This is a genomic window from Methylobacterium sp. 190mf (genome assembly GCF_900107945.1).
Classification (GTDB): Bacteria; Pseudomonadota; Alphaproteobacteria; order Rhizobiales; family Beijerinckiaceae; genus Methylobacterium.
This window is the reverse complement of the sequence record NZ_FNVI01000030.1, coordinates 1-12,724: the sequence shown is the minus strand read 5'-3', so window position 1 is coordinate 12,724 and position 12,724 is coordinate 1. Positions and strand designations below refer to the sequence as shown.

The window sequence follows — 12,724 nt, the reverse complement described above, 5'->3', positions numbered from 1 at the left end:
CGTGCCGGGACGAGTCCGGCTGTTCTGCCTGCCCTACGCGGGGGCGAGCGCCGCGGTGTTCGCGCAGTGGCGCCGCGGCCTGCCCGACGCGGTCGACGTCAGGCCCGTCGAGCTGCCGGGGCGCGGCTCCCGGATCGGCGAGGCGCCCTGCACCGACCCGCGGGCGCTGACGCGGCGCCTCGCGGACGAGGTCGCCGGTTCCGTCACGGGCTCCTACGCGCTGTTCGGCCATAGCCTGGGCGCGCTGCTCGCCTTCGAGCTGGCGCACGAACTCCGCGACCGCGGGATCGCGGCGCCGCGCGCGCTGTTCGCCTCCGGATGCGCCGGACCGGCGGTGTGCGACGGGGCGTATTTCCGCCGCCCGCGCAGCGACGCGGACCTGCGCGACGCGCTGTCCGCCTACGGCGCGACGCCGCCGGAGGCGCTGGCCGATCCCGCCCTGATGGCCCTGGTGCTGCCGGTGCTCCGGGCCGATTTCCGGCTGCGCGGCGCCTACACCTACGCGGCGCGCCCGGCGCTGGACTGCCCGATCCAGGCGCTCGGCGGGACGCGGGACGACGTCGCCCGCGCCGACCTCGAGGCCTGGGGCCGCGAGACGCGCGGCCCCTTCGACCTCGCGCTGTTCGAGGGCGACCACTTCTTCATCCACGCGCGGCGGGGGCCGGTGCTCGACCTCGTCGGCCGGCGGATCGGCGCGCGGGCCGAGGTCGCGGCCTGAGGCGGCCGCGCCCGCCCATCGGCGGCGCGCGGGCCGGCGGCGCGAACGAACGGGATGTCACCATGGAGGACGCCGTGATGGAACTCGTGACCAAGCCCCTGCGGGACGAGGGTCCTCTGCCGCTCCTGGTCACGCCGCCGGAGGGCGCCGCGGGCGCGGCGCTCGCGGACGCGCTGCCGGCGATCCGGGCCGCGGCCGAGGCGCACCTCCACGCCGCGGGCGGCCTGCTGCTCCGCGGCTTCAGCCTCGACGGGCCCGACGCGTTCCGCAGCTTCGCGGCGGGCTTCGGCCACGACCTCCTGAGCTACGAGTTCGGCTCGACGCCGCGCAGCGCCGTGACCCAGGGGGTCTACACCTCGACCGAGTACCCGCCCCACCAGCACATCCCGCTGCACAACGAGCAGGCCTACGCCCGCGACTGGCCGATGAAGATCTGGTTCTACTGCCAGCAGGCGGCGCCCGAGGGGGGCGAGACGCCGCTGGCTGACAGCCGCGCCATCTACCGCGCCGTGCCCGAGCCGATCCGCGCGCGCTTCGCCGAGCGGGGCCTGATGTACGTGCGCAACTACGGCAACGGGCTCGACGTGGCCTGGGAGCAGGTGTTCGGCACGCAGGACCGAGGGGCGGTCGAGGCGTACTGCGCCGGCCACGGGATCACCTGCGAGTGGAAGCCGGACGGCGACCTCCGCACCCGGCAGGTCTGCCAGGGCACCGCCCGCCACCCCGAGACCGGCGAGCCGGTGTGGTTCAACCAGGCCCACCTGTTCCACGTCTCGAACCTCGAGCCGGAGGTGCGCGCGACCCTCCTCGACCTCGTCGACGAGCCGGACCTGCCGCGCAACGTCTACTACGGCGACGGCAGCCCGATCCCCGACGCGGATCTCGACGCGATCCGCGCCGTGCTCGCCGCGCACACCGTCGTCTTCCCCTGGCAGTCCGGCGACGTGGTGATGCTGGACAACATGCTGACCGCCCACGCGCGGACACCCTTCAAGGGCCCGCGCAAGGTCGTGGTGGCGATGGCGCAAGCCGGCCGCGCGCAGTGATGGCGGCGGCGTTCGCCTTCGCGGAGCCCGGGTCCGCGCCAGGGACCGCGCTGTGGCGCGCCCTCGCGCGGGGCGCCCGCGCCCGGCTCGTGCTGGCCGGCGCGGCGAGCCTCGTCGGCGGGATCGCCACGACGGGCCTGATCGTGCTCATCAACGGGGCGCTCCACGCGTCCGAGCCCGCCCGGGCCGACCGGGTCGCCGCCTTCGCGGCGACCGCCCTCCTCGCCTGCGCGGCGCTCGTCGTCTCGCGCGCCCTCTTCGCCGATCTCGGGCAGCGCGGGCTCGCCGATCTCCGGTCCGCGATCGCCGCGCGCGTCCAGGCCGCCGCGTTCGCGGATCTCGAGGCTGTGGGGAGCGCCCGGGTGCAGGCGCTGGTGACCGAGGACGCCAACCAGGTCGCCAACTTCCTCACGGCGCTGCCCGTGCTCGTCACCAACTGCGCGGTGGTCGCGGCGACCCTCGCCTATCTCGGCTATCTGTCGTTCCCCCTGTTCCTGGCCTCGGCCCTCACGATCGCCCTGGGGGCCGCGGGCTACTCCGCCTGCTACGGCCGCGTCACGCGCCACCTCGCCCGGGCCGGGGCGGAGCAGGACCGCCTCGTCGGACATTTCCAGGCGCTGCACGGCGGCGCCAAGGAGCTGCGCCTCAACCGGGAGAAGGGGCGCCACTTCCTCGACGCGGTCCTGGCGACCGCGATCGCCCGCGTCGCCGACCACCGCCGGCGCGGCCTCGCCCTCCTCGCGCTGGCGGCGGGCTGGGGCCGCATCCTGTTCCTGGCCCTGATCGGGCTCGCGCTGTTCGTCCCCGGGACCGGCGCGCAGAGCCAGGCGGTGACGACCGGGTACGTCATCGCCCTGCTCTACCTGATGGGGCCGCTCGAGGCGGTGCTGAACACGATGCCGCTCGTCAACCTCGCCCGCGTCGGCGCGCGGCGGATCGAGGCGGCCTTCGCCGAGCTGCCGCCCGAGCCGGTCGGCGATCCGGGGACAGGCCCGGCCGCGCTCCGGCGCGACGCCACCGTGACCCTGCGGGGCGTGACCCATCACCGGGCCGATCCGCAGACCGGCGACCGCTTCGACCTTGGCCCGGTCGACCTGACGCTGCGCCCCGGGGAGATCACCTTCCTGGTCGGCGGCAACGGCTCCGGCAAGACCAGCCTCGCCCGGGTGATCGCCGGCCTGCACCCGCCGACCGGCGGGACGCTGTGCCTGGACGGCCGCCCGGTGGCGGGCGCGGCCCTCGCCGGCTACCGCGCGCACGTCGCGGCCGTCTTCTCCGATTTCCACCTGTTCGAGACGCTGCTCGGCCGGCCGGACGCCGCGCGCGAGGCGCAGGCGCGCGCGTGGCTGGCGCGCCTCGGCCTCGACGGCCGCGTCAGCCTCCGGGACGGGGTCTTCTCGACCCGCGATCTCTCGACGGGCCAGCGCAAGCGGCTCGCCCTCCTCGTCGCCTGCCTGGAGGACCGGCCCGTCATGATCTTCGACGAGTGGGCCGCCGACCAGGATCCCGACTCCCGGGCGGCCTTCTACGAGACGCTCCTCCCGGAGCTGGCCGCCGAGGGCCGGACGATCCTCGTCGTCACCCACGACGACCGCTGGTTCGACCGGGCCGACCAGGTCGTGAAGCTCGAGCGCGGCCTCGTGGTGGAGCACCGCGCCGCCCCGCCGCGCGGCCGCCAGGCGGGAGCCGGCGCGTGAGCCTGCACGAGAGCCTGCACGTGGGCCGCGCGCACCGCGCGCCGTCGCCCCACCGGCCCGCGCCGGACGACAGCCTCGTGGCGATCCTGCGGGCGCGGGCGGCCGCCACGCCCGACCGGCTGACCCTGCGCTTCCTCACGGACGGGCGCGCGGTCGGGGCGTCCCTCGATTACGCGGAACTCGACCGGCGGGTCCGCGCCCTCGCGGCGCGCCTCCAGCGCGACGCCGAGCCCGGCGCGCGGGCGCTCATCGCCCTGCCGAGCGGGCCGGACTACGTCGTGGCGTTCTTCGCCTGCCTCTACGCGGGCCTCGTCGCCGTGCCCTCCTTCCCGCCGGAGACGCGGGATCCGCACCACGCGGCCCGCCTCGCCCTGATGATCGCCGACATGGCACCGCGCCACGTCCTGACCGATCGGGCGAACCGCGAGACCGTGGCGGCGACCTGCGCGGGCAGCTCCGTAAGCGCGATCGTCTGCGTCGACGCGGTCGGCAGCGCCGGGGCGGAGGCGTGGCGGCCGGTCCCGTGCCCGCCCGACACCCTCGCCTTCCTGCAGTACACGTCGGGCTCGACCGCGAATCCCAAGGGCGTCGAGGTCACGCACGGCAACATCGTCGCCAACGCCCGCTGGCTCGCCGAGGCGATCGCGCCCGGCCCAGACGACGTCTTCGTCTCCTGGCTGCCCCTCTACCACGACATGGGCCTGATCGCGGGGCTGATCGAGCCGATCTTCGCCGGCGCGCCGCTCGTGCTGATGAGCCCGCAGGCCTTCCTCGCCCGGCCCGCCTCGTGGCTCGAGGCGATCGGCGCGCATGGCGGCACGATCAGCGGCGGCCCGGACTTCGCCTACCGGCTGGCCTGCGAGCGCGTCGGCGCCGCCGCGCTGGCGGGGCTCGACCTCGCCGGGTGGCGCGTCGCCTACAGCGGTGCCGAGCCGATCCGGCCCCGGACCCTCACCCGCTTCGCCGCGCGCTTCGCCCCGGCGGGCTTCGCGCCGACGGCGCTCAGCCCCGCCTACGGCCTCGCCGAGGCGACCCTCCTCGTCGCGGCCAAGCCCCTGGGCACGCCGTGGCGCCGGCTGAGCGTGGCGCCGGCGGCGCTGGCGGCCGGCCGCGCCGTCGCCGACGAGGCCGGCACCGCCCTCGCGAGCAGCGGCCGGCCGGTCCGGCCCGAGCACCTGCGGATCGTCGACCCGCGCACGGGCCTCCCCTGCCCCGACGGGACGGTCGGCGAGATCTGGCTCAGCGGCCCCTGCGTCGCGCGCGGCTACTGGAACAACCCGGAGGCGACCCGCGCGACCTTCGTGCCCCGCGACGGCGCGACCTGGCTGCGGACCGGGGACCTCGGCTTCCTGGACGGCGGCGAGCTCTTCGTCACCGGGCGCGCCAAGGACCTCATCATCCTGCGCGGCCACAACGTCTATCCGCAGGACGTGGAGACGGCGGTCGAGGCGCGCGTGCCGGCTCTCCGCCCGGGGCGGGTCGCGGCCTTCGCGGTCGAGGGCCCGGCGGGCGAGGCGATCGGGATCGCCGCCGAGATCGGCCGGAGCGCCGCCGCCCGCGCGCCGGAGATCGCCGCCGCGGTCGACGCCGCGCTGGCGGAGGTGCTGGCCGAGCCGGCGGAACTCGTGGCCCTGCTGGCGCCGGGTACCCTGCCCAAGACCACGAGCGGGAAGCTCCGGCGCGGCGCGTGCCGGGACGGCCTCGCGGCCGGCGACCTCACCCCCCTCCACCTCTACCGGCGGCCGCAGGGTGCTGCGTCGCCGGATGAGCCGCCCCGGAGCGCGACGGAGCGCGCCCTCGCGGCGATCTGGTGCGATCTCCTCGGCCTCGACGAGGTCTCGCGCGGGCGCGGCTTCCTGGAACTCGGCGGCCACTCGCTCCTGGCGATGCGCGCCGTCGACCGCGTCCGCACCGCCTTCGGGGTCGCCCTGCCGCTGCGCGACCTGTTCGCGGCCCCGACCCTCGCCGACCTCGCGGCGCGGATCGACGCGCTGCCCCGCGACGCGGTGCCGGCGCCCGCGCTCCTGCCGCGCGCGGGCCCGCCCCTTCTGTCGCTCGGCCAGCAGCGGCTCTGGCTGGCCGAGCGGCTCGGCGACCCGGCCGGGCGCGGCGCCTACGTCATGGTCGGACATATCCGGTTCGGAGGCCCGCTGGAGCCCGACCGGCTCGCCGCGGCCCTGCGCCGGGTCGTCGCCCGGCACGCCGTGCTGCGGACCGGCTATCCGACCGGCGAGGACGGCCTTCCGGAGCCCCGGATCGCCGAGGCGGTCGCCCTCGACGTGCCCGTCGACGACCTCACTGGCCTCGATCCGGGCGCCCGCGAGATCCGGGTCGCCGCGTGCGAGGCCGCGGAGGCGGCCGCGCCGTTCGACCTCGCCGTGCCGCCGCTCCTGCGCGCCCGGCTCCTGCGCCTGGCCGCCGACGATCACCGCCTCGTCCTGGCCCTCCACCACCTCGTCGGCGACGGCTGGTCGGTCGGCGTGCTGCTCTCCGAACTCGGGGCCGCCTATCGCGGCGCGGAGGCGCCGCCCCTCCCCGTCCAGTACACGGATTTCGCGCGCTGGCACCGGGCGGCCGTGGAGCGCGCGGCGGCGGCCGAGACCGCGTTCTGGCGCGGGCACCTCGCGGAGGTGCCCGCCCTGCTGCCCCTGCCGACGGACCGGCCGCGGCCGGCGGTCCCGTCGCAGGCCGGCGGCTCCGTCCGCTTCGAACTGCCGGGGCTGCTGGTCGCCCGTCTGGCGGAGCTGGGCCGGGCGCGCGGCGCCTCGCCGTTCGTCGTGCTGCTCGCGGGCTTCCAGGCCCTGCTCCATCGGCTGAGCGGGGCCGAACGCTTCGTCGTCGGCACCGACGTCGCGGGCCGGCCGCACCCCGATCTGGCCGGGCTGATCGGCTTCTTCGTCAACGTGCTGCCGATCCGGGCGCGCCTCGACGGCGCCCCGTCCTTCACCGCGCTGATCGAGCGCGTCCGCGAGGACGTCCTCGCCGCCTTCGAGCACGCCACCCTGCCCTTCGACCGGATCGTCGACGCCCTCGACATCCCGCGCGCCCGCGCCCGGCCACCCCTCGTCCAGGCCCTGTTCGTGATGCAGAACGCGCCGCCCGGCGATTTCGGTGTCCCGGGGCTCGCGGCCGAGGCCCGGGCGGCCAGCGCGCACGGCTCGAAATTCGAGATGGCGCTCTTCCTCGACCCGCCCGCGCCGGGGGGCGGGATCGCGGCCGAGTGGGTCTTCGCCACGGCCCTGTTCACCCCCGAACGCGTCGCGCGCCTCGCGGAGGCCTACGCGACCCTGCTCGCCGCCGCAGCCGCCGCGCCCGCGGCCCCGCTCCCGACCCTGCTGCCCGGCCTGCCCGACCTTCTGCCCGCGCTCCCGCCCTCACGAGACCCGGAGGACCCCGTCATGTCGAACACCGCCCCGTCGCTCCCGCGCACCGGCCGCCTGGAAGCGAAGCTCGACAAGCTCAAGGGACTGGGCGCCGGCAAACCCGCCGCCGCCGCGGGCGAGCCGGCCCGCCTCTCGACCCTGGCGCCCGGGCGCGACTTCCCCCTCGTGATCGAGCCGCTGTCGGCCGACGTCGACGCGGTGGCCTGGGCGACCGCCCAGCGCGACTGGGTCGAGGGCAAGCTGCGCCGCCACGCCGGCCTGCTGCTGCGCGGCTTCGGCATCGCGACCCCGCAGGAATTCGAGGCCTTCGCCGAGGCGCTCCAGCCCGGCCTCTACGGCGGGTACGGCGACCTGCCCAAGAACGAGGGCGGGAAGAACACCTACCGCTCGACGCCCTACCCCGAGCGGGAGATGATCCTCTACCACAACGAGAGCAGCCACCTGCATGCCTGGCCGCGCAAGCAGTGGTTCTTCTGCCAGCAGCCGTCGCCGGTGGGCGGCGCGACGCCCATCGTCGACTGCCGCGCGCTGTACCGGCAGCTGCCGCCGGCGATCGCCGACCGCTTCGAGCGCCTGGGGCTGATCTACGTCCGCACCTTCACGGAGCGCTTCGACGTCGACTGGCGCCGGTTCTTCCACACCGAGGATCGCGCGGCCGTGGAGGCGCGCTGCCGGGCCGAGGGCGTCGACTTCGCCTGGCTCGACGCGGACACGCTCCAGACCCGCACGCGCTGCCCGGCGGTGATCACCCACCCGCTGACCGGCGAGAAGTCGTTCTTCAACCAGGTGCAGCTGCACCACCCGCGCTGCCTCGACCCCGAGGTGCGCGCCGACCTCCTCGGCCTCGTGGGGCCGGAGCGGATGCCGCGCGACGTGCTCTACGGCGACGGCACGCCGATCGAGGACGCGGTGATGGACGAGGTCGGCCGCCTCTACGAGGCGATCGCCGTGCGCTTCGACTGGCGCCCCGGCGACGTCGTGATGCTCGACAACATGCTCGCCGCCCATGCCCGCGACCCCTACGAGGGGCCGCGCCGGATCGTCGTCGCCATGGGCGACATGGTCGAGCGCGGCGCGGTCACGGGAGCGGCGGCATGACCGGCGCGGCGATGACCGGCGCGGCGATGACCGGCGCGCAGGCCTCCCTCGCCGCGGCGCCGACCCGGGCGCTGACCCCCGAGCAGCGCGCCTGCCTCGACGAGACCGGCACCGCGCCGAATCTCGTCGCCGAGATCGACCTGCCCGGGCCGGTCGAGGCGGACCGCCTCCGCCGCGGCCTCGCCGCGGTCGCCGCCCGCCACGACGTCCTGCGCACCGCCTTCGTGCGCGAGCCGGGCTTCCGCGGCCTGCGGCAGGCCGAGGCCGGCGCGCCCGCTATCCCGCTCGATACCGGCGCGCCGCAGGGAGACGTCGGGACCGTCGGCCTCGCGCCGGAGCGCGGCCAGACCCTCGCGGCCGTCCTCCTGCCGGGCGCGACGCCGCGGCTGCGCCTCGTCGCCAGCGCCCTCGCGGTCGATGCCGGCAGCCTCGACCGCGTCCTGTCGGAGGTCGCGGCCGCCTGCGCGGACGACGCGGCGCCCGGCGCCGATCCCGAGGCCGCGACCTACGCCCAGTACGCGGAGTGGCGCGAGGCGGTCGCCGCCGACGACGCGGACGGCGAGGGCCAAGCCTACTGGCGGGACCAGATCGGCGCGGGCGCGGCGCCACTCCGGCTGCCCTATCGCCGCGGGGCGGCCGCCGACGCGGTGGAGGAGCCGGCCGCCGCGATCCGGCTGAGTCGGGCCGCCGACACCGCCGTCACGGACGCCTTCGCGCGGGCGCTGGCCCGGCCGGACCTCGCCGCGGCCGGCGCCGAGGCCGTGCTCCAGGCCGCGTGGTGGCTGCTCGTGGCGCGCCTCGCCGAGCGGACGGAGATCCTCGGCGGCTGGGCGCACGATTGCCGGCGCGACTACGCGGTCTTCGCCGGCACGGTCGGCGTCTTCACCAAGACGCTGCCCCTGCGCCTCGTCCTCCCGCCGGAAACCAGCGTCTCGGAGGCCGCGGCCGGTCTCGCCGCGCGGCTCGACGAGCACCGCGCCTTCCAGGAACTCTGCCCCCTCGACGCGGCCGGCGACGACCGCCGCCCCGCGGTCGGCTTCGCGCTCGCGGCTCAGGGGGCCGCGCAGGACCGGCTCCTGCCCGGACCCGCCGGGTTCGAGCTCTGCCTGGAGCCGGCCCTCGACGCGGAGGGGCACCTCGCCGCGCTGACCTTGCACGCCGACCCGCGCCGCTACGCGGTGGAAGCCCTGGAGACCCTGCTCGATCAGGTCGAGACGCTGCTCGTCCGCCTGCCCGCGAAGGCCGCGACGCCCTTCGCGACCTACCCGCTCGTCGGCGCGCGCGAGGAGGTGCGCCTGCGCGCCTTCGGCCGCCCGGCCGCCCGCGCCCTGCCGGCGGAGACCCTTCCGGTCCTCGTCGCCCGCCACGCGGCGACGGCGCCGGACGCCCCCGCCCTCGTGGGCGCCGGCCGCACCCTGTCGTACGCCGCGCTGGAGGACCGCGTCGCGCGCCTCGGCGCCTGGTTCGCCGCGCGCGGCGTCGGTCCCGAGCGCGTCGTCGCCCTGGACCTGCCGCGCTCCGTCGACCTCGTGGTGGCGATCCTCGCGGTCTGGCGCGCGGGGGGCGCCTACCTGCCCCTCGACCCGGCCTGGCCGCAGGCCCGCCGCGACCGCCTGATCGCGCTCGCCCGGCCCGCGCTGACCGTGGCGCTCTCGGCCGACCCCGCGGCCGGCCGGCACGCCCTCGGGGCGATCCTCGACGGCCTCGGTGAGGCCCGGCACCCCGCCGAGGCCCGGGACCCCTCCGACATGGCCTGCCTGCTCTTCACCTCCGGCTCGTCCGGGACGCCGAAGGGCGTGGTGATCGAGCACGCCCAGATCCGCGCCTACGTGGAGGCCGTCATCGACGCCCTCGACCTGTCCGGTCACGGGCGCTTCGCGCTGACCTCCACGGTGGCGGCCGACCTCGGCAACACCATGCTGTTCGCGGCGCTGCGCCTCGGCGCCTGCCTCGTGGTCGCCGACGAGGCCGAGATGGCCGACGGCCCGGCCTTCGCGCGCTTCCTGCGCGGCAACGCCGTCGCCTGCGCGAAACTGGTCCCGTCCCACCTCGCCGCCCTCCTCGACGGCGTCGAGGACCCCGCGCTGCCCGCCCTGCTGGTGCTCGGCGGCGAGCCGACGCCGGCCGCCCTGGTCCGGCGGATCCGGGCGGCGGCGCCGACGACGCGGATCGCCAACCATTACGGTCCCACCGAGGCCTGTGTCGGCGTGCTGGTGCATCCGGACGCGGCCACCGCGCCGCCGGACGAGAGCCTGCCGCTGAGCCGCGTGCTCGCCGGCAGCGAGGCCTACATCCTCGACGCGGCGGGCGCGCTCGCGCCGACCGGCGCGGTCGGCGTGCTCCACCTCGGGGGCGCCCAGATCTGCCGCGGCTACCTCCCGGGCACGGAGGCCGGCGGCGCGGGCGCGTTCTCGCCCAACCCGTTCGGAGCGGGGCGGCTCTACCGCACCGGCGACCGGGCCCGCCTGCTGCCCGGCGGCCGCCTCGTGCTCGCCGGGCGGGCCGACGACCAGATCAAGCTGCGCGGCCACCGCGTCGAGCCGGGCGAGGTCGAGGCCGCGCTGGCGGGCCTCGCCGGCGTGAGCCAGGCGGCGGTGCGCCCGTTCACGGGGCCGGACGGCGCGACCGGACTCGCGGCCTACGTGGTCGCCGACCCCGAGCGGACACCCGCCGCGCTCCTCGCGGCGCTGGCCGAAACCCTGCCCGCCGCGTGGCTGCCCGCCCCGATCCTGCGCCTCGACAGCCTGCCGCGACTGGCCAACGGCAAGATCGACCGCGCCGCCTTGCCCCCTCCGGACGCCCATACGGACGGGGGCACGGGCGTCCCGCCGCGCACGGCGCTCGAGACCGTGCTCACCGACGCCATGGCGGAGCTGCTGGGCCTCCCGGCGGAGCGCCTCGGGGCCACGGGCGACTTCTTCGCGGCCGGCGGCAACTCGCTCCTCGTCATCAAGCTGACGGCGCGCATCCGCAAGCTGCTCAAGGTCGAGATCCCCCCGAGCCTGGTCTTCGACCACAGCACGCCCGCGACCCTCGCGGCGGCGCTCGGCACCTACGCCCCGCCGGACGCGATCGAGGAGACGGCGAGCCTGCGCCTGGAACTCGCCGGCCTGAGCGAGGCCGAGCGCACCGGCCTCGCCGGGGTGGGCGCGTGACCGGGATCGGCGCGCGCGACGCGGCGCGGCGCGCGGCCCTCGCCCGCCTGCTGCGGGAGGACGCCGAGGCGGCCGACGGCATCCCGCGGCACGCCGGGGGCCCGGCGCCCCTGTCGTTCCCGCAGGCGCGGCTCTGGTTCCACCAGCGCTACGACCCGGAGAGCCCGGCCTACCACTCGGCCCGGGCCTTCCGCCTCACCGGCCCCCTCGACGTCCCGGCGCTCGAGGGCGCGTTCCGGAGCCTGATCGCCTGTCACGACGTCCTGCGCACGGCGCTGGCGGATACCGCCGACGGCCCGCGCCAGATCCTGCACCCGCACGTGCCGTTCGAACTCGAGCGCGCCCCGGCCCTCGACGGTGACCCGGGCGCGGCGCTGCGCGCCTTGAGCCGCCGCCCCTTCGATCTCACCCGCGCGCCGCCGCTGCGCGCGGTCCTGTCGGAGGCGGATCCGGCGGGCAGGCGCGTCCTCCTCGTGGTGATGCACCACATCGCGGTGGACGCGTGGTCGACGGCGCGGCTCTTCCGGGATCTGGCGCAGGCCTACCGCGCGGCCCTCGCCGATCCCGCGCGGATCGGGCAGCCGCTGCCCGCCCCGCGCCTGCGCTTCGTGGATTTCGCCGCGTGGCAGCGCGCCCGGTTCGACGGCGCGGCCGGGTCCGCGGCGATCGCGCGCGGGCGCCGCTACCTCGGCGACGCCGTCCCGGCCCTGGACCTGCCCCTCGACCATCCCCGCCAGCCCCTGGCGAACCGCCCGGGCGGGCGGGTCGACTTCACCCTGCCCGCCGACCTCGCCGGCGCGGTGGCCGCGTTCTGCCGGTCGCAGGCGTGCCCGCCCTTCGTGGCGCTGCTGGCGGCGTGGCAGGTGCTGCTCGCCCGCCTGAGCGGCCAGACGGACTTCGCCGTCGGCGTGCCGAACGCCGCCCGCACCCGCCCCGAGCTGCAGGACCTCGTCGGCTTCCTCGTCAACACGCAGGTCTACCGCGTCCGCCTCGATCCGCGCGGGAGCTTCCGCGATCTCTGCGCGCGGCTGCGCGGCGAGGCGATGGCGTTCCTGGCCGAGGACGACGTCCCCTTCGAGCGCCTCGTGGCGGAGACCGGGATCGCGCGCGACGCCGCGACCACGCCGGTCTTCCAGGCGGCGTTCAACTTCCGCCCCAGCCGGGATGCCACCCCCCTCGACCTCGCGGGGGTCGCGGCGGCGCGGATCGACGTCGACGTGGCGAGCGCCAAGTTCGACGTCGCCCTCGACGTCGCCGCCGACGGGACCGGCATCGATTGCCAGCTCGAGTACGATGCCGGCCTGATCGCGGACGCCACCGCCCGGCATTGGCGCGACGGGTTCCTCACCCTGCTGCGCGCCCTCGTCGCGGCGCCAGACCGGCCCCTCCACGCGGCGAGCACGCTCACGGCCTCCGACCGGGCGGTGATCGGCTCGGCGAACGCGACCGCCCGGGCTTATCCGGACGGCGCCGGCGACGTCCTCGCCGCCTTCGCAGGCCATCTCGCGCAAGACCCGGACGCCCCGGCCGTCACAGACGCCCGGACCAGCCTGACCCGCGCCGGCCTCGACGCCCGCGCCACCGCCATCGCCCGACGCCTCGCCCGCGCCGGCGCCCGACCCGAGCG

The 12,724-nt window shown here is 77.1% G+C and carries 6 protein-coding genes; all 6 read left to right on the top strand.

The window, feature by feature from the left end; translation table 11 throughout:
- Position 1: 1 nt before the first annotated feature.
- On the top strand, positions 2-718 hold the full coding sequence (locus tag C4T42_RS26600) for an alpha/beta fold hydrolase (RefSeq protein ID WP_199778774.1): 717 nt from the start codon (positions 2-4) through the stop codon (positions 716-718).
- A gap of 62 nt (positions 719-780) precedes the next feature.
- Positions 781-1,764, top strand: a complete 984-nt coding sequence (locus C4T42_RS26595) for a TauD/TfdA family dioxygenase (protein WP_020094342.1) — start codon at positions 781-783, stop codon at positions 1,762-1,764.
- The gene (locus tag C4T42_RS26590) at positions 1,764-3,461 is read left to right on the top strand and encodes a cyclic peptide export ABC transporter (protein WP_103986150.1); all 1,698 of its coding nucleotides are present in this window, start codon (positions 1,764-1,766) and stop codon (positions 3,459-3,461) included. The genes C4T42_RS26595 and C4T42_RS26590 overlap by 1 nt, the downstream gene beginning before the upstream one ends.
- The gene (locus tag C4T42_RS26585) at positions 3,458-7,942 is read left to right on the top strand and encodes a TauD/TfdA family dioxygenase (RefSeq protein WP_103986149.1); all 4,485 of its coding nucleotides are present in this window, start codon (positions 3,458-3,460) and stop codon (positions 7,940-7,942) included. Before C4T42_RS26590 ends, C4T42_RS26585 begins: the two co-directional genes overlap by 4 nt.
- Positions 7,939-11,097, top strand: a complete 3,159-nt coding sequence (locus C4T42_RS26580) for an amino acid adenylation domain-containing protein (protein ID WP_103986148.1) — start codon at positions 7,939-7,941, stop codon at positions 11,095-11,097. The genes C4T42_RS26585 and C4T42_RS26580 overlap by 4 nt, the downstream gene beginning before the upstream one ends.
- On the top strand, positions 11,094-12,724 hold a 1,631-nt coding region (locus C4T42_RS26575), incomplete at its 3' end, for a condensation domain-containing protein (RefSeq protein WP_280177404.1). The genes C4T42_RS26580 and C4T42_RS26575, both read left to right, overlap by 4 nt.